18 protein-coding genes and 1 pseudogene are annotated in these 20,610 nt (G+C 67.3%); 2 read left to right on the top strand and 17 right to left on the bottom strand.

The window, feature by feature from the left end; genetic code table 11:
- Positions 1-1,067: pseudogene (gene secA / locus BGO62_RS13105) on the bottom strand (preprotein translocase subunit SecA); the annotation flags it as partial.
- Positions 1,068-1,156: 89 nt separating this feature from the next.
- Here secA and BGO62_RS13100 point away from each other — a divergent pair.
- Both BGO62_RS13100 and BGO62_RS13095 read left to right on the top strand, forming a co-directional pair.
- Positions 1,157-1,588 (top strand): DUF721 domain-containing protein, encoded by a 432-nt coding sequence (locus BGO62_RS13100; protein WP_296643234.1) that lies wholly within the window; start codon positions 1,157-1,159, stop codon positions 1,586-1,588.
- A gap of 148 nt (positions 1,589-1,736) precedes the next feature.
- Positions 1,737-3,200 (top strand): sensor domain-containing diguanylate cyclase, encoded by a 1,464-nt coding sequence (locus BGO62_RS13095; RefSeq protein ID WP_296643232.1) that lies wholly within the window; start codon positions 1,737-1,739, stop codon positions 3,198-3,200.
- A gap of 10 nt (positions 3,201-3,210) precedes the next feature.
- Here BGO62_RS13095 and BGO62_RS13090 read toward each other — a convergent pair whose 3' ends face one another.
- The 16 genes from BGO62_RS13090 to murF all read right to left on the bottom strand — a co-directional run.
- A complete protein-coding gene (locus tag BGO62_RS13090) occupies positions 3,211-5,037 on the bottom strand; it encodes a DUF6600 domain-containing protein (protein ID WP_296643230.1) in 1,827 nt (608 codons plus the stop codon).
- 212 nt (positions 5,038-5,249) lie between these two features.
- Positions 5,250-6,524 carry a diguanylate cyclase gene (locus BGO62_RS13085; RefSeq protein ID WP_296643228.1) on the bottom strand — a complete coding sequence of 425 codons (1,275 nt, stop codon included), beginning with the start codon at positions 6,522-6,524 and terminating at the stop codon, positions 5,250-5,252.
- Positions 6,525-6,537: 13 nt separating this feature from the next.
- Positions 6,538-6,822, bottom strand: coding sequence for a helix-turn-helix domain-containing protein (locus BGO62_RS13080; RefSeq protein WP_296643227.1), 285 nt, complete (start codon positions 6,820-6,822; stop codon positions 6,538-6,540).
- A 134-nt stretch (positions 6,823-6,956) separates the two neighbouring features.
- Complete coding sequence (locus tag BGO62_RS13075; RefSeq protein WP_296643226.1) at positions 6,957-7,139, bottom strand: hypothetical protein; 183 nt, start codon at positions 7,137-7,139, stop codon at positions 6,957-6,959.
- A complete protein-coding gene (gene lpxC / locus BGO62_RS13070) occupies positions 7,136-8,050 on the bottom strand; it encodes a UDP-3-O-acyl-N-acetylglucosamine deacetylase (protein WP_296643224.1) in 915 nt (304 codons plus the stop codon). Before lpxC ends, BGO62_RS13075 begins: the two co-directional genes overlap by 4 nt.
- 98 nt (positions 8,051-8,148) lie before the next feature.
- Entirely contained in the window at positions 8,149-9,294 is a 1,146-nt protein-coding gene (ftsZ, locus tag BGO62_RS13065; protein WP_296643222.1) for a cell division protein FtsZ, read from the bottom strand.
- 137 nt (positions 9,295-9,431) lie between these two features.
- A complete protein-coding gene (ftsA, locus tag BGO62_RS13060; RefSeq protein WP_296643220.1) occupies positions 9,432-10,667 on the bottom strand; it encodes a cell division protein FtsA in 1,236 nt (411 codons plus the stop codon).
- On the bottom strand, positions 10,664-11,452 hold the full coding sequence (locus BGO62_RS13055; protein ID WP_296643217.1) for a cell division protein FtsQ/DivIB: 789 nt from the start codon (positions 11,450-11,452) through the stop codon (positions 10,664-10,666). The genes ftsA and BGO62_RS13055 overlap by 4 nt, the downstream gene beginning before the upstream one ends.
- Positions 11,449-12,363 carry a D-alanine--D-alanine ligase gene (locus BGO62_RS13050; protein ID WP_296643215.1) on the bottom strand — a complete coding sequence of 305 codons (915 nt, stop codon included), beginning with the start codon at positions 12,361-12,363 and terminating at the stop codon, positions 11,449-11,451. The genes BGO62_RS13055 and BGO62_RS13050 overlap by 4 nt, the downstream gene beginning before the upstream one ends.
- The gene (gene murB, locus BGO62_RS13045; RefSeq protein ID WP_296643213.1) at positions 12,360-13,334 is read right to left on the bottom strand and encodes a UDP-N-acetylmuramate dehydrogenase; all 975 of its coding nucleotides are present in this window, start codon (positions 13,332-13,334) and stop codon (positions 12,360-12,362) included. The genes BGO62_RS13050 and murB overlap by 4 nt, the downstream gene beginning before the upstream one ends.
- On the bottom strand, positions 13,324-14,715 hold the full coding sequence (gene murC, locus BGO62_RS13040; RefSeq protein ID WP_296643211.1) for a UDP-N-acetylmuramate--L-alanine ligase: 1,392 nt from the start codon (positions 14,713-14,715) through the stop codon (positions 13,324-13,326). Before murC ends, murB begins: the two co-directional genes overlap by 11 nt.
- Positions 14,716-14,851: 136 nt before the next feature.
- A complete protein-coding gene (gene murG, locus BGO62_RS13035; protein WP_296643209.1) occupies positions 14,852-15,952 on the bottom strand; it encodes an undecaprenyldiphospho-muramoylpentapeptide beta-N-acetylglucosaminyltransferase in 1,101 nt (366 codons plus the stop codon).
- Positions 15,952-17,109 (bottom strand): putative lipid II flippase FtsW, encoded by a 1,158-nt coding sequence (gene ftsW / locus BGO62_RS13030; RefSeq protein ID WP_296643208.1) that lies wholly within the window; start codon positions 17,107-17,109, stop codon positions 15,952-15,954. The genes murG and ftsW overlap by 1 nt, the downstream gene beginning before the upstream one ends.
- Positions 17,109-18,533 (bottom strand): UDP-N-acetylmuramoyl-L-alanine--D-glutamate ligase, encoded by a 1,425-nt coding sequence (gene murD / locus BGO62_RS13025; RefSeq protein ID WP_296643206.1) that lies wholly within the window; start codon positions 18,531-18,533, stop codon positions 17,109-17,111. The genes ftsW and murD overlap by 1 nt, the downstream gene beginning before the upstream one ends.
- Positions 18,530-19,615, bottom strand: coding sequence for a phospho-N-acetylmuramoyl-pentapeptide-transferase (gene mraY, locus BGO62_RS13020; RefSeq protein WP_296643203.1), 1,086 nt, complete (start codon positions 19,613-19,615; stop codon positions 18,530-18,532). Before mraY ends, murD begins: the two co-directional genes overlap by 4 nt.
- A 1-nt stretch (position 19,616) precedes the next feature.
- On the bottom strand, positions 19,617-20,610 hold a 994-nt coding region (gene murF / locus BGO62_RS13015; protein WP_296643202.1), incomplete at its 5' end, for a UDP-N-acetylmuramoyl-tripeptide--D-alanyl-D-alanine ligase.

Raw genomic sequence — 20,610 nt, 5'->3', positions numbered from 1 at the left:
TCCTTCGCCTCGACCGCCTGGTGCAGACCTTCCGACCAGCGGCGGCCGCTCATCAGGCGGCCGGCGAATTCGTCGACGATGACGACCTCGCCGTTCTGCACCACGTAGTGCTGGTCCCTGAAGAACAGCGCGTGCGCGCGCAGCGCGGCGTACACGTGGTGCATCAGCATGATGTTGGCGGCGTCGTAGAGGCTGCCGCCGGGCTGCAAGAGACCCATCTCGGTGAGGATCTGCTCGACCTTTTCGTGGCCCGCTTCGGACAGCAGCACCTGGCGGCTCTTCTCGTCGACCGAGTAGTCGCCCTCGGATTCCTCGTCCTTCTGCCGCGTCAGCCGCGGCGGCACCAGGTTGACCTGCTGGTACAGCGCGGTGTTCTCCTCCGACTGCCCGGAGATGATCAGCGGGGTGCGCGCCTCGTCGATAAGGATCGAGTCGACCTCGTCGATGATGCCGTAGGCGAGCGGGCGCTGCACCTTCTCGCCCATCTGGTAGACCATGTTGTCGCGTAGGTAGTCGAAACCGTATTCGTTGTTGGTGCCGTAGGTGATGTCGGCGGCGTAGGCGGCCTGCTTTTCGGCATGCGGCATCTGCGACAGGTTGACCCCGGTGGTCAGCCCGAGGAAGCCGTACAGCCGGCCCATCCATCCGGCGTCGCGGCTGGCCAGGTAGTCGTTCACCGTCACCACGTGCACGCCCTTGCCCGCCAGCGCATTCAGATAGGCGGGCAGCGTCGCCATCAGCGTCTTGCCTTCGCCGGTGCGCATCTCGGCGATCTTGCCGCTGTGCAGCACCATGCCGCCGACCATCTGCACGTCGAAGTGGCGCATGCCGAGCACCCGCTTCGACGCTTCGCGCACCACGGCGAAGGCTTCCGGCAGCAGCTTGTCGAGCGTCTCGCCGTTTTCCAGGCGCGACTTGAACTCGGCGGTCTTGCCGGCCAGTTCGGCGTCGGACAATTTCTCCATCGCCGGTTCCAGCGCGTTGATCGCTTTCACCTTTTGCAGGTATTGTTTGACCAGCCGGTCGTTGCGGCTGCCGAAGACTTTCTTGAAGATGGATTGCAGCATGAGGAATCCGAAATGTCCGCAGGACGCGGTAAATCGTTGAATTTTAACATAGCGGAACGGGCTTCCCGCGACGCTGTCGTGTCGCGCGCATGAGCGCCGCCAGCCTCGCGGATCTGCTGGCCAGCCAGCTGCCGGCCGGCCTCGCCGTGCGCGCCCGGGCATTGCTCGACGCCCAGGCCGCGCTCGAGCGTGTCCTGCCCGCCGCACTGGCCGGGCATGTCCGCGTCATGCAGCTGGAAAACGCCGTATTGAGCCTCGCCTGCGACAGCGGCACCGTCGCCAGCCGCCTGCGCCAGCAGACCGACGCCCTGCTGGCCGGCCTCGGCAAGCGCGGCATCGCCGCCGCGGCGGTGCGCGTCAGCGTCAACCCCGCGCTGCTGGCGCGCTACGTCCACCCGGTCGAGAAAACCGGCTTGCCGCCCGCCGCGCTGGACGGGCTGGCGCACCTCAACGCGGAAATCGAGGACGGGCCGCTGAAGGACGCCCTGGACCGGCTGTTGCGCCATCACCGGAAAGCCTGAGCGGACGCGGCAGCTTTCCCATACACGACCATTCGATCGCACGCCGGAGCGGCGCGGCAAACCGTCCGCCCGGTGTCATACTGCCGGCCCTGACGCCTCGCCCCGCAGGGCGCTTGCCGATACCGTCAGCCCCCTCCCCCTCCCGGACATGTACTCGACACATCGCATATTCAAACGCCAGCGTCTGCTCCTGTGGCTGAGCATCCTGCTTGCCATGGGATTCTTCGCCACTACCCTGAGCAGTTACTACGTGTCGAAGCAGGCGATCCTCAACGCCATCGTCGCCCAGGAACTGCCGCTTACGTCGAGCAATGTCTATTCGGAAATCCAGAAAGACCTGGTGCGGCCGGTGCTCATCTCGTCAACCATGGCGCATGACACTTTCCTGCGCGACTGGGTGCTGGGCGGGGAGCACAACGTCGACGCCATGGCCCGTTACCTGCGGGAGATCAAAGCGCGCTATGGCGCATTCAGCAGCTTCTTCGTCTCCGATCGCAGCGCCCGCTACTACACCGGCGAGGGCATCCTGAAACAGGTGGCGCCGCAGGCGCCGCGCGACGTCTGGTACTACCGCGTGCGCGCCATGCCGGAGCCCTACGAGATCAATGTCGACGCCGACCTCGCCAACCGGGACGCCCTGACCATTTTCGTCAACTACCGCGTCTTCGACTTCGACGGCCGCTTCCTCGGCGCCACCGGCGTCGGGCTCACGGTGGACGCGGTGCGCCATCTCATCTCGAGTTACCAGCAGCGCTTCCAGCGCACCATCTACTTTGTCGACGCCCACGGCAAAACCGTCCTGTTCGGCAACCAGTCCGGGCGCCAGGAGACCGACCTGCGCGCCATCCCGGGCCTGCGCGACCTCGTCGACCGCATCCTGCGCGAAAAGTCGGGCTCCTACCAGTTCAGGGACGCCAGCGGCCTGCATCTGCTCAACGTGAACTACGTTCCCGAGCTGAAGTGGTACCTGTTCGTGGAGAAACGCGCGGACGCCGCGCTGGCCGACATCCGCCAGACCCTCTACGTCAACCTCGCGGTATGCCTCGGCATTACCCTGCTGGTGCTGTTCCTCACCCATGTCGCGCTCGCGCGGTACCAGCGCCGCATCGAGGACATGGCCGCCACCGACAAGCTCACCGGCCTGCTCAATCGCCAGGCCTTCAGCATCCTCATCGACAAGGTCTTCGCCGAATACCGGCGCAATCCGCAGCCGATTTCCGTTCTCCTGGTCGACGTCGACCACTTCAAATCGATCAACGACCGCTTCGGCCATGCCGGCGGCGACCGTATCCTGCGCCAGATTGCGGCCTCCCTGCAGGAAAGCTTGCGGGCCTCGGATATCGCCATCCGCTGGGGCGGGGAAGAGTTTCTCATCGTGCTCAAGGGCAGCGCGCTTGAGCAGGCGCAGCATGTTGCCGAGCAGCTGCGCCTGAAAATTGAACAGGCGCAGTTCTCCGCCGCTGCGCAACCGGTCTCGGTCACCCTCAGCATCGGCGTCAGCCAGTACGATGGCACGGAGTCCTGCGAAGAGCTCATCGGCCGTGCCGACGCCGCTCTCTATGCGGCGAAAAATGGCGGGCGCAACCGCGTCTGCGCGGAATCCTTTTTTTAGAGCCCGTCATTCAACGCGCATCGCGGCCCCGGCCCCGGTAAGTCTGGTTGGCCGGCTGGCCGGGGAACGGCCGCGCCGCGCCGCCCTGCCTGACCTCGCCGCGCGGCACCGCTGCGGATTCGGGGCGTGGCCGCGGCACCTGCATGCCGCCCGTTGCCGGCGGCCGGGGTGCACGCAGCGGAGCCGGCTCGCGCGGCGGCTGGCTGCGCGAAGCGGCCGGGGACGCGGGCGCCGACCGTCTCACCTCGCCATAGCGCGGCGGCAGCGGCGGCGGCAGCCGCTCCGGCCCCACCTCGGCGCCACGGGGCGGCCGCGGCAGGCTGCGCACATCCTCGGCCTGGCGAACCGGCGGAATCACGTAGCGGGATTGCGTCGCGTCGCGGCTGCGAAGGCGCGCTTGGTCGTCCTGCCACGGTTCTGCCTGCGCGCGTTCGCGCGGCAGGCGCGTCGACACCACCGGACGCGAGGCGATTTCGCGCGGCGGCGGCACCCCCCTGGGCGCGCCGCCGAACAGGCTGGCGCGCGAGGGCTTGACCGGCAGCCCGCCGCGCACCGGCGCAAATTCGGCAGCGCGGTAGCGCGTTTCCGCGACCGGGCGGATCCGCTCGCGCCCGAACTTGTCGGCCGGCAAGGTGAGAACGGCATGCGGCAATCCGGCATTGTGGAAATGGATCTCCTCCGCCTTGATGACCGTGGTTTGCCTGATCACCACGTTGTTGACGATGCGTGGCCCGCCCCAGCCCGCCCAGCGGGGGTGGCCGCGACGTTCGGAACGCCCCCACCACGGTAGCACCGGCTCGCCCCAGGAGAGCGCCACCCACCACAATCCGGGCAGGCCGATGCTGATGCTCGCCGACACGTCGTGGCCGCGGACCATGAACGCCACCAGCGCCGGCGAGTACACCGGACGCCGCACCACCGGCCCCGGCGCCCACGCCCAGAAACCGTCGACGAAGACCCAGCGGCCGTAATGAAAGGGCGCCCAGCCCCACGGCGCATCATCGATCCAGGTCCATTCGTAATAAGGATCCCACACCCACGAGCCGGTGCTGTAGGGCGCCCAGCTGGCGCTCACGCCGTAAGGAATCCACACCGAACCGTAGCTCGGCACCACGCGCCAGCTGCCGTAGTGATCGAGCTCTTCCGTACCGTACACATCGGCCGGCAGATAGCGGCTGCTGATCGACTCGCCGCTGCGCTCGCTGCGCGCATCGTTCCAGCGATCCCAGGCATCCGGCGCATCCGCGGCGTAAGTGGCCACTTTCACCGGGTTGCCCGCGGTGACGACGATGTCTTCGGAGGGGTAAATGGCCAGCGAGCGGCCGTCAACCGTGGTCACGGTGGCCTCGCCGCCACGGCGGGTGATGAAGTGGGTTTCGCGGCTGTCCACCTCCACCCGGTAATAGCCGGGGTGCCCGACGACGAACACCGCATTCGGCGTGCTCACCTCCAGCGTGTCGCCTACCGCGATGCTGCGCATGTCGAAGGAAGCCCGTCCGCCGGTCAGTTTGAACTGGATGCGGCGCTCGTCCTGCTCCAGCAGCGACAGCTGGCTGTTGGCGTCCGCGCGCACGAAACTGCGGCTGCCGAATTGCACCTCGAAATTGGCGTCGTTGCCGCTATACAGCGCGTCGCCCTCCGCCAGCGCCAGGTTGGGGCGCGCCCGCGCCCACTCGTCGGCCCCCTGCCTCCAGTACGACACCTCGCCGTCGACGAAGCTCAGCCGCGGCGGCGTGGGCGCCCACGCCTCGTCGCCCTCCTCCTGGGCCAGCGCGAAGCCAGACAGGGCAAGCAGAAACACCAGCGGAACCAGCCAGATGCGTTGCAGGGCGTTCATGGAAACTCCCCAATGTCCGGATCAAGTCAGGCAGACGGGTAAAGCGGGCTTTTCCGCCCGCTCGGCTTTTTTCTTTATAGCCTGCCGTGCAAGGGGGGGAAGACGGATACGCAGCCGATGTTCTTCAAGTCCGCCAGGCTGCCGGCTGGCGCCCCGGCACGACAGCAACGGCGGCCCCCGGGTTGCGGCGATGCGCGTGCCCGGGGCACGTGTCAGCCGAACACGCAGACCTGGTTGCGCCCCCGCTCCTTGGCCCGATAGCAGGCGACATCCGCGGCCTGCAAGGTCTTGTCGGCGTCCATCGCCGGGTCGAGCCGGACCAGGCCAATGCTGGTGCCGACCTGAAAAACCTTGTCTTCCCAGACGAACCGGTATTGTTCGACATCGTCCCGGATGGCCTCGGCGATCTGGCACGCCTTGTCGTACCCGCAGTTGGCCAGCCCGATGCAGAACTCGTCGCCGCCGAGCCGGGCCACGAGGTCGCCGCTGCGCACATGCCGCATGAAGAGGCCGGCCACCTGGCGCAGCACCTCGTCGCCGGCAAAATGCCCGCAGCTGTCGTTGATCCGCTTGAACTTGTCCAGATCGATATAGAGCAGGACATGATGCGCGCCCTGGGCGCGCGTCTCCCCGACCAGTTCGTTCAGGCGCCGCCGCATCTCGCGCCGGTTGGCCAGGCCGGTGAGCGAATCGTGGCTCGCGGCCCAGGACAGCTGTGCGGCGGTGGCAACCGCAATCTCGGTCTGCTGGCTCAGTTTCGATTCGGCGTGCCGGGAGCGCAGGATCACCAGCCACGCGATCACCAGCCCCATGGCCAGCGCCAGCGCCGCCAGGCCGAGCATGTAAGCGGCGGCGTCGCGGTAATCGATCTCGGACTCGTGCAGCGACTGCCGATTCAAGCGGCGATACTGTTCGACCATCTCGTTGAAAACCTCAAGCAGCCGGTTCTCGACCGGCCGCACGTCGCGCAGAAGTATGCCGAGTGCGGCCTCGCCCCGGTCGGCCATGGCCAGTTCGATGACCTTGGCATGGAGCAGCTCGTCGCGCTGGATCAGTTCGCGCGCCCTGCCCCAGATGGCCTGTTCCTCGGGGCTCATGCCCAAACCGAGCAGGCGGTCGCGCGCCCGCACAAACTTCGCTGCCTGAGCCTGAAAACGCATGTATTCCTCGTCGCGCTCGAACGGGTCGTGCAGCACCACCATCTGGCTCAGGCTGGCGAAGCGCTCGCGCGACAGGCTGCGCATCTGAAACACGCTTTCGGTCTTGACGTTGCTTTCGGTGACCAGATTCACCATCCGCACCTTGATCGTCGCCATGTGCGAAAGGCCGAGACCGGTCAGCATGAGCATCAGCACCAGCACCATGGTGAAACCGATGGCGATGATCCGCTGGGTGCCAAGCGCGCCCAGACTCGAGCCGATGTCGGGTGCGGCAAATCGCCGGACGGCGCGTGCCGTCCCGCCTGTGCCGGCTTCGGAATCCTGCATCAGCGCATCCCCCTCACGCCGTCAAAGCCCGCATCACCGCCCTGGGCTCGCGGTCGATCAAGTTCAGCAACACCAGGGCGGGGCCGTGGGGGATTCTGTCGCCCCGCTCCCAATGGCGCAAGGTGGCGACGGAAAATCCGAAGCGGGCGGCGAACTGCGCCTGCGTCAGCCCCAGGCGCTTGCGCAGGTTTGCCACGTCGACCTCGTACGGGTGATATTCGACGATCCCGGCCGCTTCGCCTTTGGCATGGGCGGCCGCTGCGGCCGCCTCTTGCTTGATGCCTTGAAATGCATGCATGTTCAACCTTCCAGCCCGCCGAAGCCGCGTTCAGCCAGGCCGGGCAGTTCGTTACGCCCGCTCCGGCGCCCGGGCAAGCCTCCACTCGCCCGAGTATAATCCAATGGATTACAAATCGCGCGCGGCCGCCCGGCTCAGCGCAGCACCAACCGCTCCACCACGTAGAACAGCGCGGCAATCAAGCCGACCATGAGCGCAAAGCGCAGCACGCGGCCGATATGGCCGAGATATTTGCGGTTGCCGCTGAACAGCCACGCCAGTCCGAGCGCCGCCACCGCGATCAGCAGGGCGACGATCAGCAGACGAACGACGATCATGCCGCGAGGGGGTGCAGGTGCAGAAAGGCGGCGGGGACGTCTTCGTCGCGCTGGAAGCTGACGAATTCCCAGGATTCCCGGTGCTGCAGCAGTTCGCGCAGCAGCGCGTTGTTGAGCGCGTGGCCGGATTTGTAGGCCTCGAAGGCGCCGATGACGGGATGGCCGAGCAGGTACAGGTCGCCGATGGCGTCGAGCACCTTGTGCTTGACGAACTCGTCGTCGTAGCGCAATCCGTCCTGATTGAGCACACGGTATTCGTCCATGACGATGGCGTTGTCGAGCGAGCCGCCCAGCGCCAGGCCCTGGTTGCGCAGGTATTCGACCTCGTGCATGAAACCGAAGGTGCGGGCGCGCGCGACCTCCTTCGTATAGGCGGTGTCGGCGAAGTCGATGCTGACGGTCTTGCCGCTGCGATCGAACACGGGATGCTTGAAGTCGATGGTGAATTCGACCTTGAAGCCGTTGTGCGGGACGAAGCGCGCCCACTTGTCGCCGTCGCGCACCTCGATCGGCCGGGTGATGCGCACGTAGCGCTTCGCCGCGTCCTGTTCGACGATGCCGGCGGATTGCAGCAGGAACACGAACGGCGCCGAGGAGCCGTCCATGATGGGAATTTCGGGGCCGGTGAGGTCGACCAGCAGGTTGTCGATGCCGAGGCCCGCGAGCGCGGACATCAGATGCTCGACGGTGGACACCTTGGCGGGGCCGGATTCAAGCATCGAGCACAGCCGGGTGTCGGTGACGAGATAGGGGTCGGCCTTGAGTTCGGCGGGCGGATCGAGATCCATGCGCCGGAACACGATGCCGGTGCCGGGTCCGGCCGGGCGCAGGGTCATCTCGACCTTGACGCCGGAATGCAGGCCGACGCCGCTGGCCTTGACCGGTGTTTTCAGGGTGCGTTGCTTGATCATCTTGTCATTTTAACCGCTCGGGCGGGCGCGCAGCGGTTTACCCGGGTTCCGTCCGCAGACGGCTCCCGGGCGAAGAGCGGCATTCCCGTTGCACCGGCTCAGTCGGCCTGGCGGCGCAGGAAAGCCGGAATGTCCAGGGTGTCGATGCCGGAATCGGTCATCGCCTGGATGGTGCGGCTGCGGCGGCTGGTCATCACGCTGGGCAGTTCTTCGCTGCCGCCCACCATCATCGGCGCATCGTCGGTGCCGGTGCGGATGATCTGCATCGGCTTCGGCTGCTGGCGGGCAACGGGGTTGCCGAGACCGGTGGCGACCATGGTGACGCGCAGGCCCTCTTCCATGCTGTCGTCGAGCACCTGGCCGACGATGACCGTGGCTTCCTCGGCGGTGAAGCTCTTGATGGTGTCCATCACCTCGTGGATCTCGCGCATCTTCACGGTGGAGGAGGCGGTGATGTTGACCAGCACGCCGCGCGCGCCGGCCAGGTTGACGTCTTCCAGCAGCGGGCTGGCGACGGCCTGCTCGGCGGCGATGCGGGCGCGGTTTTCACCGCTGGCCAGCGCCGAGCCCATCATCGCCATGCCCATTTCGCTCATCACGGTGCGCACGTCGGCAAAGTCGACGTTGACGAGGCCGGGGCAGTTGATGACTTCGGCGATGCCGCCGACCGCGCCGTGCAGCACGTTGTTGGCGGCCTTGAAGGCGTCCAGCATGGAGACGTCGTCGCCCAGCACCTGCATCAGCTTCTCGTTGGGGATGATGATCAGCGAATCGACGTGGCGCGCCAGCGCTTCGATGCCGGCATTGGCGGCGCGCACGCGCTTGCCTTCGAACATGAAGGGTTTGGTCACCACCGCCACGGTGAGGATGCCGAGCTCCTTGGCGACCTCGGCCACCACCGGCGCGGCGCCGGTGCCGGTGCCGCCGCCCATGCCGGCGGTGATGAACAGCATGTCGGCGCCGTCGATCAGCTCGGCGATGCGCTCGCGGTCTTCCAGCGCGGCTTCGCGGCCGACCTCCGGATTGGCGCCGGCGCCGAGGCCCTTGGTCACATTGTTGCCGAGCTGCAGCTGCAGCTTGGCCTGGTTGCGCTTCAACGCCTGCGCGTCGGTGTTGATCGCGATGAATTCCACGCCATTCAAACCCGAGCTGATCATGTGGTCGACCGCATTGCCGCCGCAGCCGCCCACGCCAATCACCTTGATCACCGCATCCTGGGTATCCACATCCATCAGTTCAAACATCTTGCTCTCCTCTTTTTCCCGAATCAAAACCACACTCAAAAATCCTTTGACGCCGGCGCCGCGATGCATTGAACGCATCCGGCACCGCCGTCAAATCCCGTTTCGACGTCGCTGCGTTCGATCGCAGCGCAGCGGCGTCAGAAATTTCCCTTGAACCAGCTCTTCATGCGCTCGAATATGTCCTTGAAATTGTTGCCGGACAGTTTCGGCGCATCGCGCCCGCGCGCTTCCAGCCCGGCCATCAAGAGGCCCATGCAGGTGGCGTAGCGCGGGTTGCGCATGACGTCCGCCAGCCCGCCCTCGTAGCGCGGCCAGCCCATGCGTACCGGCATGTGGAAGACCTCCTCGCCGAGTTCGACCATGCCCTGCATGCCCGCCGAACCGCCGGTGATGACGATGCCGGACGACAGCAGTTCCTCGAAGCCGCTGCGCCGCAGCTCGGCCTGCACCAGCGAGTACAGCTCTTCCATGCGCGGCTCGATGAATTCGGCCAGCGTCTGCCGCGACAGCGTGCGCGGCGGGCGGTCGCCGATGCCGGGCACCTCGATCATGTCGCGCGCGTCGGCCAGCTGGCGCAACGCGCAGCCGTACTGCACCTTGATGTCCTCGGCCTCTTTCGGCGGCGTGCGCAGCGCCACCGCGATGTCGTTGTTGACCTGGTCGCCGGCCACCGGGATCACCGCGGTGTGGCGGATCGCGCCGTTGGTGAACACGGCGATGTCGGTGGTGCCGCCGCCGATGTCGACCAGGCAGACGCCGAGTTCCTTCTCGTCCTCGGTCAGCACCGCCATCGCCGAAGCGAGCGGCTGCAGCACCAGGTCACCGACTTCGAGCCCGCAGCGGCGCACGCACTTGATGATGTTCTGCGCCGCCGACACCGCGCCGGTGACGATGTGCACCTTCACCTCGAGGCGCACCGCGCTCATGCCGAGTGGATCGCGCACGTCTTCCTGGCCGTCGACGATGAACTCCTGCGGAATGGTGTGCAGGATCTGCTGGTCGGTCGGGATGTTCACCGCACGCGCGGTTTCCACCACGCGGTCGACGTCCATCTGGCTGATTTCCTTGTCCTTGATGGCAAACATGCCGTGCGAGTTGAAGCTCTTGATGTGGCTGCCGGCAATCCCCGTGTAGACCTCGCGGATCTTGCAGTCGGCCATCAGCTCGGCCTCTTCCAGCGCGCGCTGGATGGCGTTGACGGTGGCTTCGATGTTGACCACCACGCCGCGCCGCAGGCCGCGCGACGGGTGCGTGCCCATGCCGATGATCTCCAGCATGCCCTCGTCGTTGATCTCGGCGACGATGCAGACGATCTTGGAGGTGCCGATGTCGAGGCCGACAACCAGGTTTTTGGGGTCTCTTGGCTTGCTCATGTTTTACTCGATTTGAAAGGGGACGCGCCGTCCGGCATGCGCACGGCAAACCCGTCGGGGTAGCGCAGATCGACGGTGACGGGCACAAGCGATGCGGCGGCCGCAGCGTCCGGGGCGGCCGCCGCATCGCCCTGCAGCGCCGGCCGTGCGCCGAACAGGCGCGGATACAGGACGGCGAAGCGCGCCAGCCGCGCCTCGGTGTGCAAGTGCCCCAGCGCCAGCTGCATGCCGTTGTCCAGCCGCATGCGCCAGGCCCGGCGCGGCGACAGGCGCAGCTCGGCTATGCTCATGCCGAGCGGGGCGAGCGCCGCCTGATGGCGGTGGTAGGCGGCGACCACCTCGGCGCTGCTGTCGTCGGGGCCGGACAGGCGCGGCAACTTTCCCGCCGCCGCCGCCACGAATACCTCGCCGTCCGCGTTCACCAGCGCGTTGTCGTTCCAGCGCGCCAGCGGCACATACTCGACCAGCGACACCACCAGGGTGTCGGGCCAGCGGCGCTCCACCCGCGCCTCGCGCACCCAGGGCAGTTTTTCCAGGCTGCTGCGCACGCGTTCGAGATCGACGGTAAAGAAGGTGCCGCGCACCTGGCGTTCGGCCACCAGCCGGATCTGCGCTTCGGTCACGTGCGTCGCCGGAGTTTTCACCTCGATGTTGCGCAGGGCGAACCACGGCTGCGCCGCCACCCAGCTGACCGCGCCATAGGCCAGCAGGCCGAGCGCGCCCCAGGTCAGCACGCGGGCGACCTGCGACAGCGGGTGGGCGGCAAGTTCGGGCGAAGCGCTCATGCCAGCGTCTGCTCCAGGATTTTCAGGCACAGGGCATCGAAATCCAGTCCGGCCGCGCGCGCAGCCATCGGCACCAGGCTGTGGTCGGTCATGCCGGGCGAGGTGTTCACCTCCAGCAGGTAGGGGTTGCCGAGGCTGTCCAGCATCAGATCGACCCGCCCCCAGCCGCGCCCGTCGACCAGGCGGAAGGCTTCCAGCGCCAGTTTCCGCAATGCCGCTTCCTGCGCGTCGGGCAGTCCTGCGGGGCAGTGATAGCGGGTGTCGTTGCGCAGATACTTGGCCTCGAAATCGTAGAAGGAGCGGTCCTTGGCCGGCTCCAGGCGGATCAGCGGCAAGGCGCTGTCGCCGAGGATGCCGACGGTGAACTCGGCGCCGTCGACGAATTTTTCCGCCAGCACCAGCGCGTCGTGCTCGGCGGCGGTTTCATACGCGGCCGCGAGCGTGCCGGCCTCGGTCACCTTGCTCATGCCGATGCTGGAGCCCTCGCGCGCGGGCTTGACGAAAATCGGCAGGCCGAGCTTCTTCTCCACTGCGGCGAAATCGCTGGTGGCGGCAAGCATCTCCCAGTCGGCCGTCGGCAGACCGGCGGCGCGCCACAACAGTTTGGTGCGCCACTTGTCCATGCCGACGGCGGAAGCCATCACGCCGCTGCCGGTATAAGGAATGTTCAGCAGCTCGAGCGCGCCCTGCATGCAGCCGTCCTCGCCGTAGCGCCCGTGCAGCGCGATGAAGACGCGGTCGAATTCGCCGCTGATCAGGTCGCCCAGGTTGCGGTTGGCCGGGTCGAAGGCGTGCGCATCGACGCCCTGCCGCGTCAGCGCCGCCAGCACCGCGGCGCCGCTGTTGAGCGACACCGGCCGCTCGGCGGAGGTGCCGCCCAGCATCACCGCGACTTTTCCAAACTTGCTCACTGCCGTTCTCCAATAATTCGCACTTCGCGGATCAGCCGCACGTTGGTGCGCGCCTCCACGCTGTCTTCCACATGCTCGATCAGACGCTCGATGTCGGTCGCCGTGGCGTTGCCCAGGTTGACGATGAAGTTGGCGTGCTTCTCCGACACCTGCGCACCGCCGATGCGGAAGCCCTTGAGCCCGCAGCGCTCGATCAGCCGCGCCGCATAATCGTCCGGCGGGTTGCGGAACACCGAGCCGGCGTTGGGCAGGTTCAAGGGCTGCGAGGCAATCCGCTGTTTCAGCAAAACCTTGATCGTTTCGCGCGAGGCGGCGCCATCGCCGCGGGCCAGCCGGAACCAGCCGCCGATGAACCATTCCTGCTGCGCGCGCTTCAGCGCCACATGGCGGTAGCCGGTGACGTATTCGTCCGGCCGCCGCTCGTTCAGCTGCCCCTGGCGGTCGAGCGTCAGCACCTGCACCAGCTTGTCCCAGGTTTCGCTGCCGTAGCAGCCGGCGTTCATTGCAATCGCGCCGCCGACGGTGCCGGGAATGCCGGCCCAGAATTCGCCGCCGACCAGGTCGTGGTTGGCGGCAAAGCGCGCCAGCTTGGGCGAGGCGACCCCCGCCTGGGCATACACCAGCGCCGTATCGATCCCCGCGGGCGCAGGCGGAAAGCCCTGCGTGCGGCTTTCGAGCGCGAGCTTTTTCAGCACGCCGTGCAGCAGGATCACCACCCCCTTCACGCCGCCGTCGCGCACCAGCAGATTGCTGCCCAGCCCGACCATGTGGATGTCCTCGTGCGCAGGCACCGAGCGCACCAGCCAGACCAGGTCGTCAAGGTCGGCCGGGATGTAGGCGCGCTGCGCGGCGCCGCCGGCACGCCACGACACGTGTTTCTTCATCGGCTCGTTGTAGAGGAAGCGCCCGCGCAGCACCGGCGCGGCGCCGCCCGCCATGTCGATCTCGCTCATGCGGTAGTCATGCCGCATGGGTACCTCCCAAAGCCGGCGCCACCTGGCCGATGCTGCCGGCGCCCATCACCAGCACCACGTCGCCCGCCCGCGCGAGATCGCGCACCGCGGCAGGCACCTCGGCGACGTTTTCCACGAATACCGGCTCGACCTTGCCGGCCACGCGCACGGCGCGCGCCAGCGCGCGGCCATCCGCTGCGACGATCGGCGCCTCGCCTGCGGGATAGACCTCGGTCAGCACCAGCACGTCGGTCTCCGACAGCACTTTCACGAAGTCCTCGAAACAGTCGCGGGTGCGCGTAAAACGGTGCGGCTGGAACACCAGCACCAGCCGCCGCCCGGGGAAGGCGCCGCGCGCGGCGGCGAGCGTCGCTGCCATTTCCACCGGGTGGTGGCCGTAGTCGTCGACCAGGCAGTAGCTGCCGCCGTCCTTGGCGGCCTGCTCGCCGTAGCGCTGGAAGCGCCGGCCGACGCCGTGGAATTCGCCCAGCGCCTCGACGATGGCGGCGTCGTGGGCGCCGACTTCAGTCGCCACCGCAATCGCCGCCAGGGCATTCAACACGTTGTGCATGCCGGGGTGGTTGAGCACCACGCCGAGGTCGGCCATGCCTTCGCGCTTGACGGTGAAATGCATGCGGCCGTTCTCGAAGCGCGCATCGACCGCGCGCACCTGCGCCGCTTCGGCGAAGCCGTAGGTGGTGATCGGCTTGGTGATGCGCGGCAGGATTTCGCGCACGTGCGGATCGTCGATGCACAGCACCGCCATCCCGTAAAAGGGCAGGCGCTGGCAGAAATCGACAAAGGCCTGCTTCAGCCGCTCGAAGTCATGGCCATAGGTGTCCATGTGATCGGCGTCGATGTTGGTGACGATGGCGATCACCGGCGTCAGGTAAAGAAAGGAGGCGTCGGATTCGTCGGCCTCGGCCACCAGGAAATCGCCCTTGCCGAGCCGCGCATTGGTGCCGGCGGCGGTGAGCTTGCCGCCGATGACATAGGTCGGGTCCATCCCGGCTGCGCCGAGAATGCTGGCGACCAGGCTGGTGGTGGTGGTCTTGCCATGGGTGCCGGCGACCGCGATGCCCTGCCGCAGCCGCATCAGTTCGGCCAGCATCAGCGCACGCGGCACAATAGGGATCTTCTTTTCGCGCGCGGCGATCACCTCGGGATTGCTGTCCTGCACCGCAGTCGAGGTGACGACCGCATCGGCTTCGGCAATATTTTCGGCCGCGTGGCCGCGCTGGATGCGCGCACCCAGTTTCGCCAGCCGCTGCGTCACCGCGTTGTCGGCCAGATCCGAGCCGGACACCGCGTAGCCTAGGTTGAGCAGCACTTCGGCGATGCCGCTCATACCGACGCCGCCGATGCCGACAAAGTGGATGTGTTTGACGGCGTGTCTCATTGCGGCCTCCCCCACTGCGGCAGCCGGCAGGTCGGCACCTGGCGCCGCTCGCGGCCGGTCGCATCCCGCAAGCGGGAACCCTGCTCCCTGCTCGCAGCGACCATGCCGACAAAGTGGATGGGTTTGACGGCATGTCTCATTGCGCGAGTGCCTCGCAAATATCGGCGACCTGCCGGGTCGCATCGGGGCGGGCGAGTTTCATGGCCTTGCCCGACATGGCGGCGAGCGTGGCGCGATCGAGGCCGCCGATCAGGGTGGCGAGCTTTTCCGCGGTCAGCTCTTTCTGCTGCACCAGCCAGGCCGCGCCGGCGTCGGAGAGAAACTCGGCATTGCCGGTCTGGTGGTCGTCCACCGCGAACGGGAAAGGCACCAGCAGCGCGGGCACGCCGGCGCAGGCGAGTTCCGCTACCGTCATCGCGCCGGCGCGGCAGATGGCGAAATCGCAGTCGCGGTAGGCGACGGCCATGTCCTCGATATAGTCGCGCACCTCGGCCTCCACCCCGGCGGCGGCGTAGTGGGCGCGCAGCGCATCGAGGTGCTGGCGACCGGACTGGTGCACCACCTGCGGACGCTGCCCGGCGGGCAGCAGCGCCAGCGCTTGCGGCACCCGTTCGTTCAGGGCCTGCGCGCCGAGGCTACCGCCCACCACCAGCAGGCGCAGCGGCCCGCTGCGGGCGGCGCGGTCGTCTGCCGGCACGGCGGCAATGTCGGCGCGCACCGGATTGCCCACCCATTCGGCCGCCACGCGGCGGCACGGAATGGGCTTGTCGTGCGCATGGGTGAACACCTTGGGGAACGCCGTCAGCACGCGGGTGGCCAGGCAGGCCAGCACGCGGTTGGTCAGCCCGCCGACCGAGTTCTGTTCGTGGATCACCAGCGGCCTGTTGAGCAGGCTTGCCATCATGCCGCCGGGAAAAGCGGTGTAGCCGCCCATGCCCAAGACGACGTCGGGCCTGCGCTGCAGGATGGCGCGCAGGCTTTGCCCGAACGCGACCAGCAGCATGGCCGGCAGCAACAGCTTCTGCAGCACGCCCTTGCCGCGCACCCCGCCCATCGACACCCACACCATGTCGATCCCCGCCTGCGGCACCACGCGCGCTTCGAGGCCGTTCCTGGTGCCGAGCCAGAACACCTCCCAGCCGCGCGCGCGCAGGGCGTCGGCCACCGCGAGCGCGGGGTAGACGTGGCCGCCGGTGCCGCCGGCCATGACCATGAGGGTGCGGTTGGCGGCCGCCATCAGAAGGTTTTCCCCCGCATCATCTGCCGGTGCTCCCAGTCGATGCGCAGCAGCACCGCGATCGCCAGGCAGTTGGCGACGATGCCGCTGCCGCCGAACGACAGGAAGGGCAGGGTCAGCCCCTTGGTCGGCAGCAGGCCGACGTTCACCCCCATATTGATGAGCGCCTGCACCCCGAGCCAGATGCCGATGCCCTGCGCCACCAAGGCGCAGTAATTGCGCTCGAGCTGGGCCGCGCGATGGCCGATCAGGAAGGCCTTGACGATGAGCCAGGCGAACAGTCCGATCACCACCGTCACGCCGACGAAGCCGAACTCCTCGGCGATGACGGCGAGCAGGAAATCGGTATGCGCTTCCGGCAGATAGAACAGCTTTTCGATGCTGCCGCCCAGCCCCAGCCCCAGCCATTCGCCGCGGCCGAAGGCGATCAGCGCATGCGACAGCTGGTAGCCTTTTCCATACGGATCGGCGAACGGGTCCATGAAGCCGAGCACGCGCTGCAGACGGTAGGGCGAGGTCAGGATCAGGATGACGAAACCGACCAGCAGCACCACCACCAGCCCGGCGAAGACTTTCCAGTTGAGGCCGCCGAGGAACAGGATGCCCATGGCGATGGAGATGATGACGACGAAAGCGCCGAAATCCGGTTCGCGCAGCAGCAGCGCGCCGGCCAGCATCATCACCGCCGCCATCGGCAGGAAGCCCTTCTTGAAATCGTGCATGAAGGCGGCCTTGCGCGTGGTGTAGTCGGCGGCGTACAGCACGGCAAGAAACTTCATCAGTTCGGACGGCTGCAGGTTGGCGAAGCCGAGCGGAATCCAGCGGCGGCTGCCGTTGACTTCGCGGCCGACGCCGGGGATCAGCACCACCACCAGCAGCAGCAGGCCGGCGAGGAAGAGATAGGGCGCCGCCTGCTGCCACACCCGCATCGGCACCTGGAACGCGGCCATGCCGACGCCGACGCCGAGCGCGATGAAGATGCCCTGCCGCAGCAAATAAAATTCGCCGTTGTGGCCGGTGTACCTGGCCGCCTCGGCGATCGCGATGGACGCGGAATACACCATCACCAGGCCGATCGCCAGCAGGCCGAGCGCCAGCCACAGCAGGCTGAAGTCGAGTTCGGCACTGGGCTTGGGGGCGCGCGCGGTGTAGAGCATCAGCCAGTCGCCCTTTCTGCCGCCAGTTTTTTCACGGCGTCGATGAACACCTCGGCACGATGGGTGTAGTTGCGGAACATGTCGAAGCTGGCGCAGGCGGGCGACAGCAGCACGGCATCGCCGGGCTGCGCCAGGCGATGCGCCTGCGCGACGGCATCGGCCATGCTTTCGACTTTGTGGCTATCGATGCCGCAGCCGGCAAGCGCGGCGGCGATCAGCGGCGCGTCGCGGCCAATCAGCAGCACCGCGCGGGCGTTGGCTTCGACGGCGGCCTTGAGCGGGCCGAAGTCCTGCCCCTTGCCGTCACCGCCCAGGATCACCACCGCGCGGCGACGGCCCATGCCGTAGAGCGCGGCCTCGGTAGCGCCGACATTGGTGCCTTTGGAATCGTCGTACCAGGTCACGCCGTCGATCTCCGCGATCTTTTCCACCCGGTGCGGCAAGCCCTTGAAATGCACCAGGCCGCGCAGCAGCGCCTCCATCGGCAGGCCCAGCGCGCGGGTCAGCGCCAGCGCCGCCAGCGCGTTGGCGGCATTGTGCAGGCCGGCCACCGGCAGGGCGGACAAGGGCAGCAGCATGTCGCCGCCGAGGCAAAGTTCGTCTTCGCAGAGGCCGAACTGCTCGCCGCGCGGGCAGCGGTCGAGGCCGAAGCTGACCACGGTACGGCCCGGCCGGGCCATGGCGAGGCTGCGCGCATCGTCGCGGTTCAGCACCTGCACGCCGTCGCCGCTGAAAATCCGCGCCTTGGCCGCCGCGTAGGCTTCCATGTCAGGATAGCGGTCCATGTGGTCTTCCGACAGGTTGAGCACGGTGGCGGCGTCGGCGTTGAGGCTGGTGGTCGTTTCCAGCTGGAAGCTGGACAACTCCAGAACCCACACCTGCGGCGCGGGCGCCAGCCCCTGTTCGATTTCGGCCAGCGCATCCAGCACCGGCAGGCCGATGTTGCCCGCCACGCAGGTGGACAGCCCGGCCATGCGGCACATGTCGCCGCACATCGCGGTGACGGTGCTTTTGCCATTGCTGCCGGTAATCGCGAGCATCCGCATCGGGCCACTTGAATTGGGAGACTCGGCGCGCTGGGCGTTGAGCGTATGGATGGCGCGGGCGAACAGTTCGACGTCGCCCACCGCCTCGACGCCTGCGGCGATGGCGCGGGCGACCGCCGGATCGGCCAGCGGCACGCCGGGGCTCACCACCAGCAACTCGGCTGCCTGCAGCCGCGCATCGTCGAATGCGCCGGTATACAGCGGAACCTGCGGCAGCAGCTCGGCCAGCTGTCCGGCGTGCGGCGGCGCTGCGCGGCTGTCGGCCACGCTCACCACTGCGCCGCGCGCCGCCAGCCAGCGCGCGCACGACAGGCCGGTGTCGCCGAGGCCGAGCACCAGGACCTGCTTGCCGGCGAGTTGCAGGCTGTCGTAGTTCATCTCAGTTTCAGGCTCGAAAGGCCGATCAGCACCAGCATCATGCTGATGATCCAGAAACGCACCACCACCTGGTTCTCCTTCCAGCCCTTGAGTTCATAGTGGTGGTGGATCGGCGCCATGCGGAACACGCGCTTGCCGGTGAGCTTGAACGAGGCGACCTGCACCATCACCGACAGGGTTTCCGCCACGAACACGCCGCACATGATGAAGAGGACGATTTCCTGGCGCACGATGACCGCGACCACGCCGAGCGCCGCCCCCAGCGCCAGCGCGCCGACGTCGCCCATGAAGACTTCCGCCGGGTAGGCATTGAACCACAGGAAGGCGAGCCCCGCCCCCGCCATCGCGGCGCAGAAGATCGCCAGCTCGCCGGCGCCGGGAACGAAAGGCACGCCGAGGTATTTGGAGAACACCGCGTTGCCGGCGACGTAGGCGAAGATCGCCAGCGCGCCGGCCACCATCACGGTCGGCAGGATCGCCAGGCCGTCGAGGCCGTCGGTCAGGTTGACCGCGTTGCTGGCGCCGACGACGACGAAGTAGGTGAGCGCGATGAAAGCCGCTGCCGGCAACGCCAGGGTGGCGTGCTTGAGGAAGGGAATGATGAGTTCGGTGTGCGCCGGCAGGCTGGCGGACTGCCACAGGTAGGCCGCGACCGCGAGGCCGATCACCGACTGCCAGAAATACTTCCAGCGCGAAGGCAGGCCGCGCGAATTCTTTTCGACCACCTTGCGCCAGTCGTCGACCCAGCCGATGACGCCGAAGCCGAGCAGGGTGAGCAATGCCACCCACACGTAGTCGTTCGACAGGTCGGCCCACAGCAGCGTGGTGACGGCGACCGACACCAGGATCAGCGCGCCGCCCATGGTCGGCGTGCCGGCCTTGACCAGGTGCGTCTGCGGGCCGTCGCTGCGCACCGACTGGCCGATCTTCAGCGCGGTGAGCTTGCGGATCACCGCCGGCCCGACGATGAAGGAAATCGTCAGCGCGGTGAGCGTCGCCAGCACCGCGCGCAGCGTCAGGTAATTGAAGACGTTGAAGGCGCGGATGTCCTGGCCGAGTTGTTGGAATAGCCAAAGCAGCATGTCAGTGTCCTTGCCCGCCCGTTGAGGGCATCAATGCCCCGGCCGCCTGGCCGTCGGGCGCTTCTGTAAAGCTTTTGACCACGCGCTCCATCTGCATGAAGCGCGATCCCTTCACCAGCACCGTGGTGTCGGGCGCGAGTTCGTTTTCGAGTTCGGCAAGCAATTCCTGGATGCGTTCGAAGTGCATCGCGCCGGCGCCGAATGCGGCAGCGGTTTCTTTCGTCAACTCGCCCAGCGCCAGCAGCCTGTCCACCCCCGCGGCACGCGCGGCAAGGCCGATTTGCGCATGCATCGCCGCGGCGTCGCTGCCGAGTTCGCCCATGTCGCCCAGCACCAGCAGCTTCCTGCCGGGCTGCCGCGCCAGCACCGCCAGCGCGGCTCTGACCGAGTCGGGATTGGCGTTGTAGGTGTCGTCGATGAAGGTGCTGCCGTGCAGCGCGGCCGTTCTTTGCAGACGGCCCTTGACGCCGCCGAAGCCCGCCAGGCCGGCGACGATGCTGCGATGGCTGACGTCGAGCGCGAAGGCGGCGGCGGCGGCGGCAAGCGCGTTCATCGCGTTGTGCTCGCCCGGCACCTGCAGTTCCACCTCGAGCTCGGCATTCGGCAAGGCGATGGTCAGCATCGAGCCGAATCCGCCGGGCCGATAGCGGCCATGGATCGCCGCCGCCGGGGTCAGGCCAAAATCCAGCATGCAGCGGCGCGCATTGAGTTCGCGCCACATTCCGGCATACGCGCTGTCGGCGTTGAACACCGCGATGCCCGCATCGGTCAGGCCGGCGAAGATTTCGCCCTTGGCGCGCGCAATATTCTCAAGCGATCCGAGCAAGCCGATATGCGCCGCGAGCGCGTTGTTGAGCACCGCCACGTCCGGCCGCGCCAGACGCGTCAGATAATCGATTTCGCCGGCGTGGTTCATGCCCATTTCGAGCACGGCGAATTGGTGCGTCTCGCGCAGGCGCAGCAGCATCAGCGGCAGCCCGATGTCGTTGTTGAGG

Origin of the sequence: Thiobacillus sp. 65-1402, from assembly GCF_001897685.1 — a bacterium.
Taxonomy (GTDB): Bacteria; Pseudomonadota; Gammaproteobacteria; order Burkholderiales; family Thiobacillaceae; genus Thiobacillus.
This window is presented reverse-complemented; position numbering and strand designations above follow the sequence as displayed.